The organism is Streptomyces sp. NPDC002701, assembly GCF_042889045.1.
In the GTDB taxonomy this organism is placed as follows: Bacteria; Actinomycetota; Actinomycetes; order Streptomycetales; family Streptomycetaceae; genus Streptomyces.
Genome location: NZ_JBIAQL010000004.1, coordinates 614,607 through 636,897, shown reverse-complemented (window position 1 = coordinate 636,897; position 22,291 = coordinate 614,607). Strand labels below are relative to the sequence as shown.

Below are 22,291 nucleotides of genomic sequence, written 5' to 3'. Positions count from 1 at the left end.
GACCTCGCCTCTGCTTGTGGACTTTCACGGATGGGTTGATGACGATGTCGAAGGACTCCAACGACGACAGGCTTCGCGAGTATCTGCGGCTTGCCACCGGTGAGTTGCAGCAGACTCGGCGCCGTCTGCGCGAGGTGGAGGACCGCGAGCGGGAGCCGATCGCGATCGTGGGGATGGCGTGCCGCTTCCCCGGTGGCGCGGTCTCGCCGGAGGGCCTGTGGGACCTGGTCGCCGACGGCCGGGACACGGTGGGCGAGTTCCCCACCGACCGGGGCTGGGACCTGGAGCGGCTCTACGACCCGGACGGCACCGGCGAGAACACCAGCTACGTCAACCGGGGCAGCTTCCTCCCCGACGCGGGTGACTTCGACCCGGAGTTCTTCGGGATCAGCCCGCTCGAGGCCGCGGTCATGGACCCGCAGCAGCGGCTGCTCCTGGAGGCGTCCTGGGAGGCGGTGGAGCGGGCCGGCATCGACCCCTCCTCGCTGAAGGGCAGCGCCACCGGCGTGTACGCGGGGCTGGTCTACCACGACTACCCGAGCAGCGCCGTCACCGGAGCGCTGGTCTCCGGCCGGGTCGCCTACACCCTGGGCCTGGAGGGCCCCGCGGTGACGGTCGACACCGCCTGCTCGTCCTCGCTGGTCGCGCTGGACCTGGCCGTCAAGGCCCTGCGGTCCGGCGAGTGCTCCCTCGCGCTGGCCGGCGGCGTCGCGGTCATGTCGTCACCCATCACGTTCGTGGAGTTCAGCAGGCAGCGCGGCCTGTCGCTGGACGGGCGCTGCAAGGCGTTCGCCGCGGCGGCCGACGGCACCGGCTGGGGCGAGGGCGTCGGCATGCTGGTGCTGGAGCGCCTGTCGGAGGCCCGGCGCAACGGCCACCAGGTGCTGGCGGTGGTACGGGGCACGGCCACCAACCAGGACGGTGCCAGCAACGGCATCACCGCGCCCAACGGCCCGTCCCAGCGCCGCGTGATCCAGCAGGCGCTGGCGAACGCCGGCCTGTCGACGGCCGACGTGGACGTGGTGGAGGCACACGGCACGGGCACCACGCTGGGTGACCCCATCGAGGCGCAGGCACTGCTCGCCACCTACGGGCAGGACCGTCCCGACGGAAAGCCGCTGTGGCTGGGATCGGTCAAGTCGAACATCGGCCACACGCAGGCCGCCGCCGGCGTCGCGGGCATCATCAAGATGGTCCAGGCGATGCGGCACGGCCTCATGCCGAGGACCCTGCACGTGGACGAGCCGTCACCGAAGGTGGACTGGACGGCGGGCGAGGTCCGGCTGCTGACCGAGGCCCGCCCCTGGCCGGCCGGCGAGGAACCGCGCCGCGCCGCCGTGTCGTCGTTCGGGGCCAGCGGCACGAACGCCCACATCATCCTGGAGGAGGCCAAGCCCGTCGAGGACGCGGCGGAGCCGGAGGAGCGCCGGGACCTCCCCGCCGTACCCGTCGTGGTGTCGGCCAGGACCCCCGAAGCCCTCCAGGCACAGATCGAGCGCGTCACCGCGGTCGAGCGGAGCGCACTCGACGTGGCGTTCTCCGCGGTGACCGGCCGGGCCACCTTCGAACACCGCGCCGTCCTGATCGGCTCCCAGCACATCGTCGACGTGGCCCGTGAAGGCCGCCTGGCGTTCCTGTTCACCGGACAGGGCAGCCAGCGCCTGGGCATGGGCCGGGAGCTGTACGAGACGTTCCCGGTGTTCGCGGACGCCTTCGACGAGGTGTGCGGTGCCCTGGACCTGCCGCTGAAGCACGTCGTGTGGAGCGACGAAGAGGCCCTGCACCGTACGGAGTTCACGCAGCCGGCGATCTTCGCCGTCGAGGTGGCGCTGTTCCGCCTGGTCGAGACGTGGGGGATCACGCCGGACCTCCTGGCCGGTCACTCGATCGGTGAGGTGGCGGCGGCGCATGTCGCGGGTGTGCTGAGCCTCGGGGACGCTGCGCGGCTGATCGTGGCGCGGGGCCGGCTGATGCAGGCACTGCCCTCGGGCGGAGCCATGGTGGCGATCCAGGCCACCGAGGAGGAAGTCACCCCGCATCTCACCGACGAAGTGAGCGTCGCGGCCATCAACACCCCGACGTCCGTGGTCGTTTCGGGTGCCGAGGACGCGGTCGCGGCCGTGGTCGGGCACTTCGCCGACCGCAAGACGTCCCGCCTGAAGGTCTCGCACGCGTTCCATTCCCCGTTGATGGAGCCGATGCTGGAGGAGTTCCGGCAGGTCGCCGAGTCGGTGACGTATCAGCAGCCGAAGATCCGCCTCACCAAGGACATGGGGTCCGCGGAGTTCTGGGTGCGGCACGTCCGCGACGCGGTGCGGTTCGCCGACGACGTGACCCGCCTGCGGGACGAGGGCGTGGACCGGTTCCTGGAGATCGGCCCCGACGGCGTACTGACGACGATGGTCGACGGAGCGGTGGCCGCGGCCACCCTCCGTCGCGAACGCCCCGAGACCGCCACGCTTCTTGAGGCCGTGGGACGGCTGTACGCGGTCGGCGTTCCGGTGGACTGGAAGGCGGTGCTCGCCGGCCGCGGCGCCCGCCAGGTGGAACTGCCCACCTACCCGTTCCAGCGCCGGCGCTTCTGGCTGGTCGACGAGGCGACGAACACCGATCCGGCCTCCATGGGCCTGGGCGCCGCACGGCATCCGCTGCTGGGCGCGACGGTCATGATGGCGGACTCCGACCAACTGGTGTTCACCGGACGCCTGTCGACCGCCTCGCAGCCGTGGCTCGCCGACCACGTCGTCGGCGACACGGTCGTCTTCCCGGGCACCGGGTTCGTGGAACTGGCGGTGCGCGCGGGCGACGAGGTCGGCTGCGGGCGCGTCGAGGAACTGGCCGTCGAGACGCCACTGGTGCTCCCGGAGCGCGGCGGTGTGGCCGTCCAGGTCGTCGTCGGGGCCGCGGACGCCTCCGGCTGCCGTGCCGTGACGGTCTACTCCCGCGACGAGAACGCCATCGACACGCCCTGGACGCGGCACGCGGTCGGGCTGCTGGCCGCGAGCGTGACCGGCGGGACCGCGCTGACCCAGTGGCCGCCGGCCGACGCCGAGCCGGTCGACCTGGACGGCTTCTACGGCCGGCTCACCGACGCGGGCCTGTCCTACGGGCCCGCCTTCCAGGGGCTCAAGGCTGCCTGGCGACGCGGCGACGAGGTGTTCGCCGAGGCCGGCGTGCCGGAGAGCGTGGAGGCGGGCGCCTTCGGGCTGCACCCTGCCGTCTTCGACGCGGCGGTGCGCGCGTTCGCGCTGTCCGGGGCGGCCGGGAACGACACGGCTCTCCTGCCGTCCTCCTGGCGAGGAGTGGAACTGCACGCGTCCGGTGCGGGCACGGTGCGGGTCCACGTCACCCGCCTCCCCGACGGCGACGTCACCCTGGCGATCGCCGACGCGACCGGCGAACCCGTCGCGACCGTCGAGTCCCTGACACTGCGCCCGCTCTCGGCACTGGCGACGCCGCACACCGACTCGCTCTACCGCGTCACCTGGACGCCGGCGGAGTCGGGCGGTTCCGTGCTTGCGGACGAAGAGGTGTCCGCCGGCGCGTCTGCCGATGTGGAGGTGCTGCGCGTCGGTGGTGCCGGTGGCGTCGGCGGGGTTTCCGAGGGTTCCGTGGCTCTGGCTGTCGGGGAGGCCCTTGGGGCGTTGCAGTCGGCGGTGTCGCGTCTGGTGGTGGTCACGCGGGGTGCGGTGTCGGTGGCGGGTGAGGATGTCACCGGTTTGGCCGGGGCCGCGGTGTGGGGTCTGGTGCGCAGTGCGCAGTCGGAGGATCCGGGGCGGTTCGTGCTGCTGGACCTGCCCGGCGGCGACACCGGTGCGGCCATGGACGCCGATGCCGAGCGGGTCGCGGTGGAGCGGGCGCTGGCGACCGGTGAGCCGCAGGTGGTGATGCGCGACGGCGTGGCGTACGTGCCGCGGCTGGCCCGCGTGTCGCACGCGGCTGCGACTGCGGGTACGGACGCGGAGTCGGTGCCGTCGTCGGTGTTCGGTGACTCCGTGCTGGTGACGGGTGCGTCGGGTGCGCTCGGCGGCCTGGTCGCGCGGCATCTGGTGACCGAGCACGGTGTGGGCCGACTGCTGTTGGTGAGCCGTCGTGGCGCGGACGCGCCGGGTGCGGCCGAACTGGCCGGGGAGTTGACCGGTCTGGGCGCCGAGGTCGAGTTCGCCGCGTGTGACGTGGCGGACCGCGCAGCCGTGGCGGGACTGCTGGAGAGGCGTTCGCTCAGTGGTGTCGTCCACGCGGCGGGTGTCCTGGACGACGGACTGATCGGGTCCCTGACCCCGGAGCGTGTGGAGCGCGTGCTGCGTCCGAAGGCGGACGCGGCCTGGCATCTGCACGAGCTGACGCGCGAGATGGACCTGTCGGCGTTCGTGCTGTTCTCCTCCGCGTCCGGAGTTCTCGGCGTGGCGGGCCAGGGCAACTACGCGGCGGCCAACGCCTTCCTGGACGGCCTCGCCGCGCACCGGCGTGCCCAGGGCCTGACCGCCCAGTCCCTCGCCTGGGGACCCTGGAGCCAGGCAGCAGGCATGCTCGGCACCCTGAACGAGGCCGACCGGTCCCGGATGGAGCGGGGCGGCATCCTTCCCCTGTCCAACCGCGAGGGCCTCACGCTCCTCGATGCCGCGGCGCGGACGGCCGAGCCCACCGCGCTGCCGTTGAAACTGAACCTCGCGGCGGTCCGCGCCAGCGGCTCGGTACCGGAGGTGCTGCGCGGTCTGATCCCCGTGGTCACGCGCGGTACCGCGCGCACCCGCTCCGACGCGGACGGCATCCGCCGACAGCTCATGGGCCTCGCCGAGGACCGGCGACTCGACATGCTGCTCACCCTGGTCCGTACGCAGTCCGCCCTGACCCTCGGCTACGCCGGACCGGAGGCGGTCGGCCCGGAACGTACGTTCCGGGACCTGGGGGTCGACTCGCTGGCGGCCATGGAGCTGCGCAACGGGCTGGGCCGGGCGACGGGCCTGAAGCTGCCCTCGACGCTCGTGTTCGACTACCCCACCCCCGCCGTCCTCGCGCGCCATCTGCTGGACGAGATCTCGGGAACCGTGCACACGGGACACGTCACGGCGGCCGTGACCGTGGCCGACGACGACCCGATCGTCATCATCGGCATGGCGTGCCGCTACCCCGGCGGGGTGTCCTCGCCGGAGGACCTGTGGCGGCTGGTGGCCGACGGCACGGACGTGGTCTCGGGCTTCCCCACCGACCGTGGCTGGAACCTGGAGCGGCTCTACGACCCCACCGGCACCCGGCCGCACACCAGCTACGTCGACCAGGGCGGGTTCCTGTACGACGCGGCGCAGTTCGACCCCGGCTTCTTCGGGATCGCGCCGAACGAGGCGCTCATGATGGACCCGCAGCAGCGTCTGCTGCTGGAGGCGTCCTGGGAGGCGCTGGAGCGTGCGGGCATCGACCCGACGACACTCAAGGGCAGCGCGACCGGTGTGTTCACCGGAATGACCTACCACGACTACGCCCACAACAGTGCCACCGGCGCCATCGCCTCGGGCCGCGTGTCCTACGTCCTCGGGCTCGAGGGCCCGGCGGTGACGATCGACACCGCGTGCTCCTCCTCGCTCGTCGCGCTGCACTGGGCCGCCCAGGCGCTGCGGTCGGGAGAGTGCTCGCTCGCCCTCGCCAGCGGGATCGCCGTGATGGCGACGCCGGAGAACTTCATCGAGTTCAGCGAGCAGCGCGGACTGGCCTCGGACGGACGCTGCAAGTCGTACGCGGCGGCGGCCGACGGCACCGGCTGGGGCGAAGGCGTGGGCATGCTGCTGGTCGAGCGCCTCTCCGACGCCCGGCGCAACGGCCACCCGGTGCTGGCGGTCGTGCGGAGCACGGCGGTCAACCAGGACGGCGCAAGCAACGGCCTGACCGCTCCCAACGGCCCCGCCCAGCAGCGGGTGATCCGGCAGGCCCTCGCCAACGCGGGCCTGTCGGGCGCCGACGTGGACGTGGTCGAGGGCCATGGCACGGGCACCACCCTTGGCGACCCGATCGAGGCGCAGGCGCTGCTGGCCACGTACGGCCAGGAACGTGCCGAGGGCCGGCCGTTGTGGCTGGGGTCGATCAAGTCGAACATGGGCCATACGCAGGCCGCGGCCGGCGCCGCAAGCATCATCAAGGTCATCGAGGCGATGCGCCACGGCGTGATGCCGAAGACGCTGCATGTGGACGAGCCGACTCCGCAGGTGGACTGGGAGGCTGGCGAGGTCCGGCTGCTGGCGGAGGCGCGGGAGTGGCCGTCCGAGGGCCGTCCGCGTCGTGCGGCGGTGTCGTCGTTCGGGATCAGCGGCACCAACGCCCACGTCATCATCGAGGAGGCGCCGCCCGTCGAGGAGCAGGCGCCGCCGGTGGTCACCGTCACGGGGCCCGTCGCCTGGCCGCTGTCGGCCGACGGCCCGGAGGCACTGCGCGAGCAGGCCGGGCGGCTCCTCGCCCACCTGGAGGGCCTGCCGGACGCGGCTGCCGCGGACGTGGGCCTGTCGTTGGCGACGGAGCGAGCGGCCCTCGGCCACCGTGCGGTGATCGTCGGGGACGACCGCCCGGCACTCCTCGCGGGCCTCACCGCACTCGCCGACGGAAGCCCTTCGCCTGCGGTGGTGACCGGCGAGCGGCGAGAAGGCCAGTTCGCGTTCCTGTTCACCGGGCAGGGCAGTCAGCGCCTGGGCATGGGCCGGGAGTTGTACGAGACGTTCCCGGTGTTCGCGGCGGCGTTCGACGCGGTGTGTGACGCGCTCGACCTGCCGCTGAAGGACGTGGCGTGGGGCGACGAGGAAGCGCTCAACCGTACGGAGTTCACGCAGCCGGCGATCTTCGCCGTCGAGGTGGCGTTGTTCCGCCTGGTCGAAGCGTGGGGTCTGAAGGCGGACTTCCTGGCCGGTCACTCGATCGGTGAGGTGGCGGCGGCTCATGTCGCGGGTGTGCTGAGTCTGGAGGACGCTGCGCGGCTGATCGTGGCGCGGGGCCGGCTGATGCAGGCACTGCCCTCGGGCGGAGCCATGGTGGCGATCCAGGCCACCGAGGCGGAGATCACCCCGCATCTCACCGACGAAGTGAGCGTCGCGGCGGTCAACACCCCGACGTCCGTGGTCGTTTCGGGCGCCGAGGACGCGGTCGCGGCCGTGGTCGGGCACTTCGCCGACCGCAAGACGTCCCGGCTGAAGGTGTCGCACGCGTTCCACTCGCCGCTGATGGAGCCGGTGCTGGAGGAGTTCCGGCAGGTCGCCGAGTCGGTGACGTATCAGCAGCCGAAGATCCGCCTCACCAAGGACATGGGGTCCGCGGACTTCTGGGTGCGGCACATCCGTGACGCGGTGCGCTTCGCCGACGACGTGACCCGCCTGCGGGACGAGGGCGTCAGCCGGTTCCTGGAGATCGGGCCGGACGGGATCCTCGCCGGGATGGCCCGGCAGACCATGCCGGACGCCGTCGTGGCGGCCACGCTGCGCCGTGAGCGGTCCGAGGCCACGACCCTGCTGTCCGCTGTCGGACAGCTGCACGTGAGCGGCGCGTCGCCCGACTGGAGCGCCGTGTTCGCCGGACGCGGGGCGCGGCGGGTCGACCTGCCCACCTACGCCTTCCAGCGGCAGTCGTTCTGGCTGGAGTCGGGACGCGGCGCGGAGGAGTCCGGCCATCCGTTGCTGGACGGTGTCGTGGTCGTCGCGGGCGCGGACCAGGTGGTGCTGTCCGGACGCCTGTCGGTGGGCTCGCAGCCCTGGCTGGCCGACCACGTGGTGGCCGAAGCAGTGGTCTTCCCCGGCGCCGGATATGTGGAGCTGGCGGTCCGCGCGGGCGACGAGGTCGGCTGCGGCCGGGTCGAGGAGCTGACGATCGAGGCACCGCTGGTGCTCGACCGGCGGACGGCGACGGCCGTACAGCTGGTGGTCGGCGCGGACGACGGTTCGGGCCGCCGGTCCATCGAGGTGTACGCCCGCGGCGAGGACGAGCTGTACGCGTCCTGGGTGCGGCACGCTGCCGGAACGCTGGCCGCCGCGACCGGCGCCCTCACCGAGGACCTGTCCCAGTGGCCCCCGGCCGAGGCGGTCCCGGTGGACGTGTCGGGCCTGTACGCGGGCCTGGCCGAAGCCGGAGTGGAGTACGGGCCGGTCTTCCAGGGGCTGAAGGCCGCCTGGCGGCGCGGTGACGAGGTGTTCGCCGAGGTGGCGTTGCCGGCGGCGGTGGACCGGTTCGGTCTGCATCCGGCACTGCTCGACGCGGCACTGCACGCGATTCCGCTGCTGCTGGACGGCGACCGTGTGGTGCTGCCGTTCTCGTGGGCGGGAGTGGAGCTGCACGCCACGGGGGCCGACACCCTGCGGGTACGGGTGGCGTCGACGGGTGCGGACCAGGTGCGGCTGGACGCGGCGGACGGCGCGGGCCGGCCGGTGGTGTCCGTGGACACCCTGATGCTGCGGGAGCTGTCCGCGCAGTCACTGGCGCGGGTCGACTCGCTGTACCAGGTCGAGTGGACGCCGATGGCCTCGGGCGGCGGTGTGGTCACCGGCGCGAAGGTCTGGCGTGCCGAGGACGACGACGTACTGTCCGCACTGAGTTCCCTGCTGGAGGTGCTGCAGACGGAGAGCGGCAGCCTGGTGGTGGTGACCCGGGGTGCCGTGTCGGTGGCGGGCGAGGACATCACCGACCTGACCGGCGCCGCGGTGTGGGGCCTCGCACGCAGCGCGCAGTCCGAGGATCCCGGACGTGTCGTCCTGCTCGACCTGCCCGATGCCGCCGACGCCGCGGAGATCGAGGCGGGCGTCGCACTGGCCCTGGCGACCGGAGAGCCCCAGGTGGCGGTCCGGGACGGCAAGTGCCTCGTGCCGCGCCTGCGGGCGGTGACCGGTTCCGGCGCGGGAGCGGAGACGGTGCCGTCGACGGTGTTCGGCGACGCGGTGCTGGTGACGGGTGCGTCGGGTGCGCTCGGCGGCCTGGTCGCCCGGCACCTGGTGACCGAACACGGGGTCAAGCACCTGCTGTTGGTCAGCCGCCGTGGTGCGGACGCACCGGGTGGGGCCGAACTGGCCGGGGAGTTGACCGGTCTGGGCGCCGAGGTCGAGTTCGCCGCCTGTGACGTGGCGGACCGCGAGGCGGTGGCGGGGCTGTTGGAGGGGCGTTCGCTCAGTGGTGTCGTCCACGCGGCGGGTGTGCTGGACGACGGGCTGATCGGCTCGCTGACGCCGGAGCGCCTGGCGCGCGTGCTGCGGCCCAAGGCGGACGCGGCCCGCTACCTGCACGAGCTGACGCGCGAGATGGACCTCTCCGCGTTCGTCATGTTCTCCTCCGTCGCCGGTGTGCTGGGCGGACCGGGGCAGGGCAACTACGCCGCCGCCAACGCCTACCTGGACGCGCTCGCGGTGCACCGGCGGGCGCAGGGCCTGGCCGCCCAGTCGCTGGCCTGGGGCCTGTGGGCGACCGAGGCAGGCATGGGCGGCGACATGCTGGAGGAGGACCGGGAGCGGTTGAACCGGGCCGGCATGGTGGGCATCACGCCCGGCCAGGGCCTCGAACTCCTCGACGTGGCCGGCTCGCTGGACGCCTCGGTGCTGGTCCCCATCAACCTGGACGCCCGGACCCTGGAGGCCAACGAGCTGCCGCCGCTGCTGCGCGGCCTGGTGCGCGGTGCCTCCACACGGCGTGCCGTGTCGGCCGCCGGAGCGGGCGGCGCCGACGCGCTGCGGCAGCAGCTGGCCGGGCTGTCCGCCGACGAGCAGCAGGAGGAGCTGCTGACGCTCGTACGTACGCACGCCGCCGCCGTGCTGGGACACGCGGGCCCGGAAGCGGTCGAGCCGGAGCGGGCCTTCAAGGACCTGGGCTTCGACTCGCTCGGAGCGGTGGAGTTCCGCAACACGCTCAACTCCGCCACCGGTCTGCGACTGCCTCCCACGCTCATCTTCGACTACCCCAACGCCCGGGTCCTGGCCGAACACCTGGTCACGGAAGTGGCACCCGACCAGGGCGACGACACCGCGGGCCACGAGGACCGGATCCGCCGCCTGCTGGGGACGATCCCGCTCACCCGGCTCCGTGACGCGGGGCTGATGGACACCCTGCTCGAACTCGCCGGTGCCGCCCCCGCGACCGCCACCACCACGGACGAGCCCGAGTCGGAGCAGGACTCGATCGACGAGATGGACACCGATGCCCTGATCAGCATGGCCCTGCAAGACACCGATCTCGACGACGCCGCGCGACAAGCCTGAGGACACAATGCCCGACAACGATCAGAAGCTCGTGGCGGCGCTGCGCGCGTCGCTCAAAGAGACCGAGAACCTCCGTACCCGCAACCGTGCTCTGCAGGCCGCCGCCAGCGAGCCGATCGCGATCGTCGCTGTGAGCTGTCGTTACCCCGGTGCGGATTCGCCGGAGGCGTTGTGGCAGCTGGTGGCCGACGGCGAGGACGCCGTCTCCTGGTTCCCCACCAACCGTGGCTGGGACGAGGCGGCGATCTACGACCCGGAGCCCGGGCTGCCCGGCAAGACGTACACCCGTGAAGGCGGATTCCTGTACGACGCCGGGGAGTTCGACCCCACCTTCTTCGGCATCGCGCCCAACGAGGCCCTGGTCATCGACCCGCAACAGCGGTTGCTGCTGGAGGCGTCCTGGGAGGTGCTGGAGCGCGCGGGCATCGACCCGACCTCGCTCAAGGGCACCGCGACCGGTGTGTTCGCGGGGATGATGTACCACGACTACACCTACAACAGCAGTACCGGTGCGATCGCCTCGGGCCGAGTGGCGTACACGCTGGGCCTCGAAGGTCCGGCGGTCACGGTCGACACCGCGTGCTCGTCCTCGCTGATCGCCCTGAACCAGGCCATCCAGGCCCTGCGGTCGGGGGAGTGCACCCTCGCCCTCGCGGGTGGTGTGACCGTCATGGCGACCCCCGAGACGCTCGTCGAGATGAGCCTCCAGCGCGGCTTGTCGGCGGACGGGCGCTGCCGGTCGTACGCGGCGGCGGCCGACGGCACGGGCTGGGCCGAGGGTGTGGGCATGCTGCTCGTCGAGCGGCTCTCCGACGCCCGCCGCAACGGGCACCCGGTGCTGGCGGTGGTGCGGGGCATGGCCACCAACCAGGACGGCGCCAGCAACGGCCTCACGGCCCCCAACGGCCCGTCCCAGCGCCGGGTGATCCGGCAGGCACTGGCCAACGCCCGGCTGTCCGCGGACCAGATCGACATGGTCGAGGGACACGGCACGGGCACCACGCTGGGTGACCCGATCGAGGCGCAGGCGCTGCTCGCCACCTACGGCCAGGACCGTCCTGACGGAAAGCCGTTGTGGCTGGGGTCGATCAAGTCGAACATCGGGCACACGCAGGCGGCGGCCGGTGTGGCGGCCATCGTCAAGGTCATCGAGGCGATGCGGCACGGTGTGATGCCGAAGACGCTGCACGTGGACGAGCCGACTCCGCAGGTGGACTGGGAGGCGGGTGACGTCCGGCTGCTGACGGAGGCGCGGGAGTGGCCCTCCGAGGGCCGTCCGCGTCGTGCGGCGGTGTCGTCGTTCGGGATCAGCGGCACCAACGCCCACGTCATCATCGAGGAGGCGCCGCCCGTCGAGGAGACGCCCGCCGAACGACACGAGCTGCCTGCCGTTCCGCTGGTCGTGTCGGCCCGGACGCGCGAGGCGCTGCAGGCGCAGATCGAGCAGCTCACCTCCCTCGACGGGGACGAACTGGACGTGGCGTACTCCGCCGCCACGGGGCGGGCCGCCCTTGAGCACCGCGCGGTGCTGGTCGGATCCGAGACGGTGACCGGCACGGTCACCGAGGGCAAGCTGGCGTTCCTGTTCACCGGGCAGGGCAGTCAGCGCCTGGGCATGGGCCGGGAGCTGTACGAGACGTTCCCGGTGTTCGCGGACGCCTTCGACGAGGTGTGCGGTGCCCTGGACCTGCCGCTGAAGGACGTGGTCTGGGACGACGAAGAGGCCCTGCACCGTACGGAGTTCACCCAGCCGGCGATCTTCGCCGTCGAGGTGGCGCTGTTCCGGCTGGTCGAGGCATGGGGCCTGAAGGCGGACTTCCTGGCCGGTCACTCGATCGGTGAGGTGGCGGCGGCTCATGTCGCCGGTGTGCTGAGTCTGGAGGACGCTGCGCGGCTGATCGTGGCGCGGGGCCGGCTGATGCAGGCACTGCCGTCCGGTGGGGCGATGGTGGCGATCCAGGCCACGGAGGAAGAGGTCACCCCGCATCTCACCGACGAGGTGGGGATCGCGGCGGTCAACACCCCGACGTCCGTGGTCGTTTCGGGTGCCGAGGAGGCGGTGGCGGCCGTGGTCGGGCACTTCGCCGACCGCAAGACGTCGCGGCTGAAGGTGTCGCACGCGTTCCACTCGCCGCTGATGGAGCCGATGCTGGAGGAGTTCCGGCAGGTCGCCGAGTCGGTGACGTACCAGCAGCCGAAGATCCGCCTCACCAAGGACATGGGGTCGGCGGACTTCTGGGTGCGACACGTCCGCGACGCGGTGCGGTTCGCCGACGACGTGACCCGCCTGCGGGACGAGGGCGTCAGCCGGTTCCTGGAGATCGGGCCGGACGGCGTACTGACCGCCATGGTGCAGCAGATCGACGAGGGGACCGTGGCGGCCACCCTGCGCCGGGACCGCCCCGAGGTGACGAGCCTGTTCACCGCGATCGGGCGGCTGTTCACCGTGGGAGCCCGGGTCGACTGGGAAGCCGTGTTCGGCGGGCGCGGGGCGCGGCGGGTCGACCTGCCCACCTACCCCTTCCAGCGGCAGATGTTCTGGCTCGAGTCGGCACGTGTCCTGGAGGAGTCCGGCCACCCGTTGCTGGACGGCGTGGTGGCCGTCGCGGGTACGGACCAGGCGGTGCTGTCCGGACGCCTGTCGGTGGGCTCACAGACCTGGCTGACCGATCACATGGTGAGCGGCGCCGTCCTCTTCCCGGGCACCGGCTTCGTCGAACTCGCGGTGCGCGCGGGCGACGAGGTCGGCTGCGGCCGGGTCGAGGAGCTGACCATCGAGGCACCGCTGGTGCTGGACCAGCGCGCGGCGACGGTCATCCAGCTGGTGGTCGGGCCGGACGACGGTTCGGGCCGCCGGTCCGTCGAGGTGTACGCCCGCGGCGAGGACGAGCCGTACGCGTCCTGGGAACGGCACGCCGCCGGAACGCTGGCCACCGCAACCGGCGCACAGGCCCGGGACCTGACCCAGTGGCCGCCGGCCGGTGCCGAGCAGGTCGGCCTCGACGGCTTCTACGGCCAGCTCGACGAGGCGGGCCTGTCGTACGGGCCGGCCTTCCAGGGGCTGAAGGCCGCCTGGCGGCGGGGCGACGAGGTGTTCGCGGAGGTGGCGCTCTCGGGAGCCGTGGACCGGTTCGGTCTGCACCCGGCGCTGCTGGACTCGGCGCTGCACGCGATTCCGCTGCTGTCGGACGGCGAGCGCGTGGTGCTGCCGTTCTCGTGGGCGGGAGTGGAACTGCACGCCACCGGCGCCGACACCCTGCGCATACGCCTGGTGTCGACGGGCCCGGACCAGGTGACCCTGGACGCGGCGGACGGCTCCGGGCAGCCCGTCGTGTCCGTGGCCGCGCTGACGCTGCGCGAGATGTCCGCGCAGTCCCTCGTGCGGGTCGACTCGCTGTACCAGGTGGAGTGGACCCCGGCGGCTCAGACCGGCGCGCTCGGCGAGCCGAGCGGGTTGGTGTCGGCGGACGGAGACGTGTCCGCTGGGGCGTCTGCCGATGTGGAGGTGCTGCGGGTCGATGACACCGGCGGGGCCTCCGTGGCCTCGGCCGTCAGCCAGGTGCTGGTGGCGTTGCAGTCGGCGGTGTCGCGTCTGGTGGTGGTCACGCGGGGCGCGGTGTCGGTGGCGGGTGAGGATGTCACCGGTTTGGCCGGGGCCGCGGTGTGGGGTCTGGTGCGCAGTGCGCAGTCGGAGGATCCGGAACGGTTCGTCCTGCTGGACCTGCCCGGCGCCGACACCGGTGCGGCCACGGACGCCGATGCCGAGCGGGCCGCGGTGGAGCGGGCGCTGGCGACCGGTGAGCCGCAGGTGGTGATGCGCGACGGCGTGGCGTACGTGCCGCGGCTGGCACGTATGGCGAACGCGGCTGCGACTGCGGACGCGGAGTCGGTGCCGTCGTCGGTGTTCGGTGACTCCGTGCTGGTGACGGGTGCGTCGGGTGCGCTCGGCGGCCTGGTCGCGCGGCATCTGGTGACCGAGCACGGTGTGGGCCGGCTGCTGTTGGTGAGCCGTCGTGGCGCGGACGCGCCGGGTGCCGCCGAACTGGCCGGCGAACTGACCGGTCTGGGCGCCGAGGTGGAGTTCGCCGCGTGTGACGTGGCGGACCGTGCAGCCGTGGCGGGACTGCTGGAGGGGCGTTCGCTCACCGGTGTGGTGCACGCGGCGGGCATCCTGGACGACGCACTCATCGGGTCCCTGACCCCGGAGCGTGTCGAACGCGTCCTGCGCCCGAAGGCGGACGCGGCCTGGCATCTGCACGAGCTGACGCGCGAGATGGACCTGTCGGCGTTCGTACTGTTCTCCTCCGCCGCCGGCGTGATCGGCGGACCGGGCCAGGGCAACTACGCGGCGGCCAACGCCTTCCTGGACGGACTCGCCGCCCACCGGCGTGCCCAGGGCCTGCCCGCCCAGTCCCTCGCCTGGGGCCTGTGGTCGACGGAGTCCGGCATGGGCGGGGAGCTGGTGGAAGGCGACCGGCAGCGGCTGAACCGTGCCGGCATGGAGGGCCTGTCGCCCGACCAGGGCCTGCAGCTCTTCGACGTGGCCAGTGCGTCGGCCGCGACGGCGCTGGTCCCCATGAACCTGGACGTCAGGACCCTGGACGCCGAAGACGTACCGTCGCTGTTGCGGGGCCTGGTGCGCAGCAGCGCCGTACGGCGTGCGGTGTCGGCGCAGGGTGGGGGCGAGACGGACGCGCTGCGACAGCGGCTGGCCGGACTGACCGACGCCGAACGGTACGAGGAACTGCTGACGCTCGTACGCACGCATGCGGCCGCCGTCCTCGGACACGCGAGCGCGGAGGCCATCGAGCCGGAGCGGGCCTTCAAGGACCTGGGCTTCGACTCGCTGGGCGCGGTCGAGTTCCGTAACGCGCTCAACGCCGTCACGGGGCTGCGGCTGCCGCCCACCCTGATCTTCGACTACCCCAACGCCCGGGTGCTGGCCGAGCACCTGGTCACGGAAGTGGCACCCGCGGCCGCGTCGCAGCGGGACTCGGTCAACGTGCTGGACGACCGTGCTCTGCAGGCCGCCGCGAACGAGCCGATCGCGATCGTGGCGATGAGCTGCCGCTATCCCGGTGCGGATTCGCCGGAGGCGCTGTGGCGGCTGGTGGCCGACGGCGAGGACGCCGTCTCCTGGTTCCCCACGGACCGTGGCTGGGACGAGGCGGCGATCTACGACCCGGAGCCCGGGCTGCCCGGCAAGACGTACACCCGTGAAGGCGGATTCCTGTACGACGCCGCGGAGTTCGACCCCACCTTCTTCGGGATCGCGCCGAACGAGGCGTACGTGATCGATCCGCAGCAGCGGCTCCTGCTGGAGGCGTCCTGGGAGGTGCTGGAGCGCGCGGGTATCGATCCGACCTCGCTCAAGGGCAGCCCCACGGGTGTGTTCGCGGGGATGATGTACCACGACTACACCTACAACAGCAGTACCGGAGCGATCGCCTCGGGCCGGGTGGCGTACACGCTGGGCCTCGAAGGCCCGGCCGTCACCGTCGACACCGCGTGCTCGTCCTCGCTGATCGCCCTGAACCAGGCCATCCAGGCCCTGCGGTCCGGCGAATGCTCGCTCGCCCTCGCGGGTGGTGTCACGGTCATGGCCACCCCCGAGACGCTGATCGAGTTCAGCCGCCAGCGGGGACTGGCGTCCGACGGACGCTGCAAGTCGTACGCGGCGGCCGCCGACGGCACGGGCTGGGCCGAGGGTGTGGGCATGCTGCTCGTCGAGCGGCTCTCCGACGCCCGCCGCAACGGGCACCCGGTGCTGGCGGTCGTCCGGGGCATGGCCACCAACCAGGACGGCGCCAGCAACGGCCTGACCGCTCCCAACGGCCCGTCCCAGCAGCGCGTCATCCGACAGGCACTGGCCAACGCCCGGCTGTCCGCGGACCAGATCGACATGGTCGAGGGACACGGCACGGGCACCACACTGGGTGACCCGATCGAAGCCCAAGCGTTGCTGGCCACGTATGGCCAGGAACGTGCCGAGGGACAACCGTTGTGGCTGGGGTCGATCAAGTCGAACATCGGGCACACGCAGGCGGCGGCCGGTGTGGCGGCCATCGTCAAGGTCATCGAGGCGATGCGGCACGGTGTGATGCCGAAGACGCTGCATGTGGACGAGCCGACTCCGCAGGTCGACTGGGAGGCGGGCGAGGTCCGGCTCCTCACCGAGGCGCGGGAGTGGCCGTCCGAGGGGCGCCCGCGTCGTGCGGCGGTGTCGTCGTTCGGGATCAGCGGCACCAACGCCCACGTCATCATCGAAGAGGTACCGGCCACCGTCGAGGAGACGCAGCCCGTCGGTGAGGAAGTACCACCCGCCTCCACGGCGACGGTCACGGGTCCCGTTCCGTGGATCCTGTCGGCCGGCGATCCGGAGGCGCTGCGCGAGCAGGCCGAGCGGCTCCTGTCCCACCTGAGGGAACGGCCCGACCTGACGTCCGCGAACGTGGGCCTGTCGTTGGCGACGGGACGCGCGGTCCTCGAACACCGTGCGGTCGTCGTCGCCGAGGACGGTCCGGATCTGGTCACGGGCCTCACCGCGCTGGCCGAGGGACAGGCGTCACCGTCCCTGACCACCGGCAAGCGGCGCGAGGGCAGGTCGGCGTTCCTGTTCACCGGGCAGGGCAGTCAGCGCCTGGGCATGGGCCGGGAGTTGTACGAGACGTTCCCGGTGTTCGCGGCGGCGTTCGACGCGGTGTGTGACGCGCTGGGTCTGCCGCTGAAGGACGTGGCGTGGGGCGACGAGGAAGCGCTCAACCGTACGGAGTTCACGCAGCCGGCGATCTTCGCCGTCGAGGTGGCGTTGTTCCGCCTGGTCGAAGCGTGGGGTCTGAAGGCGGACTTCCTGGCCGGTCACTCGATCGGTGAGGTGGCGGCGGCTCATGTCGCGGGTGTGTTGAGTCTGGAGGACGCTGCGCGGCTGATCGTGGCGCGGGGCCGGCTGATGCAGGCACTGCCCTCGGGCGGGGCGATGGTGGCGATCCAGGCCACGGAGGAAGAGGTCACCCCGCATCTCACCGCCGAGGTGGGGATCGCGGCGGTCAACACCTGGACGTCGGTGGTGGTTTCGGGCGCCGAGGACGCGGTCGCGGCCGTGGTCGGGCGCTTCGCCGACCGCAAGACGTCGCGGCTGAAGGTGTCGCACGCGTTCCACTCGCCGTTGATGGAGCCGGTGCTGGAGGAGTTCCGGCAGGTCGCCGAGTCGGTGACGTATCAGCAGCCGAAGATCCGCCTCACCAAGGACATGGGGTCTGCGGACTTCTGGGTGCGGCACATCCGTGACGCGGTGCGGTTCGCCGACGACGTGGACCGCCTGCGGGACGAGGGTGTCAGCCGGTTCCTGGAGATCGGGCCGGACGGGATCCTGGCGGGGCTGGCGCGGCAGACGGTGCCGGACGCGGTCGCGGTGGCCGCGTTGCGGCGGGAGCGGTCCGAGGCGACGACGTTGTTGTCCGCTGTCGGACAGCTGCACGTCAGTGGCGCGTCGCCCGACTGGAGCGCCGTGTTCGCCGGACGCGGGGCCCACCGCGTCGACCTGCCCACCTACGCCTTCCAGCGCAAGCGCTACTGGCTGTCGGGACCGGCGACCGCGAACGGTGGCAACGCGGCGTCCATGGGACTCACCGCACTCGAACACCCCCTGCTCAGCGCCGAGATCGCGGTGCCGGGCTCGGAGACGGTGGTGTTCACGGGACGCCTGTCGACGGACACCCAGCCCTGGCTGGCCGACCACGCGGTGTTCGGCGCCACACTGCTGCCCGGTACGGCCTTCGTCGAACTGGCCGTGCGCGCCGGCGACCAGCTCGGCTGCGCCGTCCTCGACGAGCTGACGCTGAACGCGCCGCTGATCCTGCCCGAGTCGGGCGGGGTACGGCTGCGGCTGACAGCCGGCGAACCGGCCGACGGCACGGGGAAGCGTCCCCTCACCCTCCACTCGCGTGCCGAGTCGGCCGACGAGGACACGGCCTGGACCCTGCACGCGGAAGGCACACTGGCTCCCGAAGGGGTTGCCGCTCCTGCCGTCTCCGCCGCCTGGGACCTGACGCAGTGGCCGCCGCCCGAGGCCGAGGAGCTCGTCCTCGACGACGCGTACGAGCACCTCCAGGACTTCGGGTTCGCCTACGGCCCGGTGTTCCAGGGACTCAAGGCGGCCTGGCGCGTCGGTGACGAGACGTTCGCCGAGGTGGCCCTCGGCGAAGAGGCCGGAGCCGAGCCGTTCGTGCTGCATCCGGCCCTGCTCGACTCCGCCCTGCACGCGTTGATGCTCACCCCGGGCGACGAGGACGCGGCAGCCCTGCCCTTCGCCTGGAAGGGAGTGCGGCTGCACGCGTCCGGCGCCACCGCCGCACGGGTCCGGCTGGTCCCGAAGGGGAAGGGCGAACTGGCGATCCACCTCGCCGACCTCCAGGGACGACCCGTGGCGACCGTCGAGTCCCTCGTCACCAGGGAGGTCTCGGCCGAACAGCTGGCACCGGCGCGTACGGGGCCGGGCGACTCGCTCTTCCACGTGGCGTGGACGCCCGTCGTCCAGGCGCCCGACGCCCCGGTGTCCGCCGACGAGGCCGACTGGGCGACGGTGGCCGACCTGTCGGACCTCGCCGGGCCGGTGCCCGCCACCGTGGCGCTGACGCTCCCCGCAGGCACGGGCGACCTCGCCGCGGACGTCAGAACAGTCACCGGTCACACGCTCCGGGCGCTGCAGACCTGGCTCGCCGAGGAACGGTTCGCCGACCGCAGGCTCATCGTGGTCACCCGCGACGACGACCTCGCCCAGGCCGCGGCGTGGGGCCTGGTGCGGGCCGCCCGCGCCGAGGACCCCGAGCGCTTCGCGCTGCTGGAGACGGACGGCGACGAGCGGACGGCGATCGCCCGGGCCGTCGCGTCCGGCGAGTCCGAACTGCGCTTCCTGGACGGCGACCTCCTGCTGCCCCGCCTGGCACGCACCCAGCCGCTCCCGGACGAGGAGACGTCCGCCTGGGACAGGCCCGGAACCGTACTGATCACCGGCGGCACCGGCGGGCTCGGGGCGCTGATCGCCCGCCATCTGATCGTCGGGCACGGCGTCCGTGACGTGCTGCTGACCAGCCGCCGGGGCCTGGACGCGCCGGGCGCCGAAGAGTTCCGTCAGGAGCTGACCGGCCTCGGCGCGACCGTCGAGATCGCCGCCTGCGACGTGGCGGACCGCGACGCCCTGCGCGAACTGCTGTCGGGCCGGACCCTGAACGCCGTCGTGCACACGGCCGGCGTGCTGGCCGACGGCCTGATCGGCACCCTGACACCGCACAGCCTCGACCAGGTGCTGCGGCCCAAGGTGGACGGCGCGCTCAACCTGCACGACCTCACCCGCGACCAGGACCTCGGCGCCTTCGTGCTGTTCTCCTCGGCGGCGGGCGTGCTCGGTGCGCCAGGCCAGGGCAACTACGCCGCCGCCAACACGTTCCTCGACGCGCTCGCCGTACGGCGCCGCTCCGAAGGACTGCCCGCACAGTCCCTGGCCTGGGGCCTGTGGGACGGCGGCGGGATGGGCGACAGCCTCAGCGAGGTGGACCTGCGGCGCATGCGCCGCCAGGGCACGCCCGCCCTGACACCGGACGACGGACTGGCGCTGTTCGACACCGCGACGGCCCGTCCCGAGCCGCTGCTGGTGCCGATGGGCCTGGACCTGCGGGTGCTGCGCAGCGGAACCGCCGGCGAACCCCCCGTGCTGCTGCGCGGCCTGGCCCCGGTCACCCGGCGCGGTGCGGCGGGCGGCGGCGTGGGCGCCGACCCGCAGGCGCTGCGGCGCGAACTCGCGAACCTGCCCGCCGACCAGTGGGAGGACGTGGTGCGCGACCTGGTGCTGAACATCGCCGCCGTCGTGCTCGGACACGACGACGCCGAGGCGGTCGACCCCGACCGTGACTTCCTGGAGTCCGGGTTCGACTCGCTCTCCGCGATGGAACTGCGCACCGCGCTCAACACGGCCACCGGGCTGAAGCTGCCCACGATGGCGGTGTTCGACAACAAGAACCCGGCCGGCCTGGTCCGCGCCGTCACGGAGGAACTGGCGGCGGGGCCCTCCCCGGCCGACTCCGCCGACCCCTCCCCGACGGACGAGGACGAGACCGTCACCGAACTGTTCCGGCGGGCCGTGCGCGCCGACGACAGCTCGGGAGCGCTGACGCTGCTGTCGGCGGTCGCCGCGCTGCGCCCCCGGTTCACCTCCTCGAAGGACCTCGACCGGCTGCCGAGGACGGTGCAACTGGCCGACGGACCGCAGCGCCCCCGGCTGATCTGCCTGGCGACGCCCATGGCGGGCGGCGGTGTGCACCAGCACGCGCGGCTCGGCGCCGAGTTCCGGGACATCCGGCACGTGTCGGCGCTGCCGCTGCCCGGATTCCAGCGCGGTGAACCGCTGCCGGAGTCCTCCGAGGCGCTGTCCCGGGTCCTGGGAGAAGCCGTACTGGCGGCGGCGGAGGGGGAGCCCTTCGTCCTCCTCGGCTACTCCTCCGGCGGCATCATCGCCCACGTCCTGGCCCGTCATCTGGAGCAGACGGTCGGCACACCGCCCGCCGGGCTGATCCTCGTCGACACCTTCCGCGTCGAGGACACGGCGATGGACGTCGGGTTCGGCCGCCTCATGGGGGAGGTGCTGGAGATGGAGTCCACCTTCGGCCGTTACGACGCGTCACGGCTGTCGGCGATGCCGCACTTCTTCAAGGTGCTGGAGGACTTCGAACCCGTCCCGCTGGCCGTGCCGACACTGTTCGTCCAGGCATCCGAGCCGTTCGTCGAACCGCCCGAGGGGGTCGACCCGGCCGACATGCTGGCCCGGCCGTGGGATCCCGAGCACACCGTGCGCACCGTGAAGGGGCACCACTTCACGCTCGGGCAGGAACACGCTCCGGAGACCGCCCGCGCCATCGAGGAGTGGCTCGTGACGCCCCGCTGAGGCCGGCCGGCATCAACGTTCCCCCGGAAGAAGTGCACGCCGCGTGCGGGGGACGCGGCACCACTGGCGAGACCGACCCGAACATAGGTGGTTGAAAGACATGGCGCCCACGCCCACGGCCAAGGGAACCGTTCCCTTCCGGGAGTACAAGACCTGGTACCGCATCACCGGCCGCCCGGGATCGGGCCGCCCGGCGCTCGTCGTCGTGCACGGGGGCCCCGGCTCCACCCACGACTACCTCCTGGGCATGTCGGTCTTCGCCGAACAGGGCTGGCCCGTGGTGCACTACGACCAGCTCGGCAACGGGGGATCCACCCACCTGCCGGACGCCGACCCCGGCTTCTGGACCCCCCAGCTGTTCCGGGACGAACTCGAGAACCTGCTGACCCGGCTCGGCATCGCCGACAACTACATCCTGTTCGGGCAGTCGTGGGGCGGTCTCCTCTGCGCCTGGCACGCCTCAAGCCGCCCCGCCGGACTGCGCGGACTGGTCATCGCCAACGCCCCGGCCTCGTACAAGCTGTGGCTCTCCGAGATGGACGTGCTGCGCTCCCAGCTGCCGCCGGGCGTGGACGACGTGCTGCGGCGGCACGAGGCGGCCGGCACCACCAGCAGCGACGAGTACATCGAGGCGATGCTGGTCTTCTACAGTCGGCACGTCTGCCGCGTCGAACCGTGGCCCAGCGAACTCATGGCCTCGTACCTGGAGGCCGTCACCGACCCGACGGTCTACCGCACGATGAACGGCCCCAACGAGTTCCACGTCATCGGCAGCCTGCGCGACTGGTCGGTGATCGAGTACCTGCCCGACATCGACACCCCCACCCTCGTCCTGTCGGGCCGCCACGACGAGGCCACCCCGGTCACCGTGCGCCCCTTCCACGACCTCATACCGAACGCCCGCTGGGAGATCCTCGAGGAGTCCAGCCACAACCCGCACCTCGAGGAACCGGAACGGTTCTACGACGTGCTCGGCACATTCCTCGAATCGGTCCACGCGGACGGCGCGCGGACCACGACCGTGAGCGGGAGCTGAGACGACGATGGATGCCAACGTCGAGGAGATCGTCGAGGCGCTGCGCGGCTCGCTCGTCGAGAACGAGCGGTTGCGGCAGGACAACGAGACCCTGCGCACCGCCGTGGACGA

Annotated in this window: 3 protein-coding genes; all 3 read left to right on the top strand. The window is 72.4% G+C overall.

Going from position 1 to position 22,291, the window contains the following annotated elements:
* The first annotated feature begins 38 nt into the window (after positions 1 to 38).
* The 3 genes from ACFYXC_RS15110 (at position 39) to ACFYXC_RS15100 (ending at position 22,180) form a co-directional block, all read left to right on the top strand.
* Positions 39 to 10,208, top strand: coding sequence for an SDR family NAD(P)-dependent oxidoreductase (locus ACFYXC_RS15110; protein WP_389551300.1), 10,170 nt, complete (start codon positions 39 to 41; stop codon positions 10,206 to 10,208).
* A 7-nt stretch (positions 10,209 to 10,215) separates the two neighbouring features.
* The gene (locus ACFYXC_RS15105; protein WP_389551297.1) at positions 10,216 to 21,144 is read left to right on the top strand and encodes an SDR family NAD(P)-dependent oxidoreductase; all 10,929 of its coding nucleotides are present in this window, start codon (positions 10,216 to 10,218) and stop codon (positions 21,142 to 21,144) included.
* A gap of 100 nt (positions 21,145 to 21,244) precedes the next feature.
* Complete coding sequence (locus ACFYXC_RS15100; RefSeq protein WP_388906970.1) at positions 21,245 to 22,180, top strand: proline iminopeptidase-family hydrolase; 936 nt, start codon at positions 21,245 to 21,247, stop codon at positions 22,178 to 22,180.
* The last annotated feature ends 111 nt before the right edge of the window (positions 22,181 to 22,291 follow it).

Bases quoted from the DNA above. Each gene is read 5' to 3' on its own strand.
- ACFYXC_RS15110 (WP_389551300.1), top strand. From the start codon at position 39: ATGACGATGTCGAAGGACTCCAACGACGACAGGCTTCGCGAGTATCTG.
- ACFYXC_RS15100 (WP_388906970.1), top strand. From the start codon at position 21,245: ATGGCGCCCACGCCCACGGCCAAGGGAACCGTTCCCTTCCGGGAGTAC.
- ACFYXC_RS15105 (WP_389551297.1), top strand. From the start codon at position 10,216: ATGCCCGACAACGATCAGAAGCTCGTGGCGGCGCTGCGCGCGTCGCTC.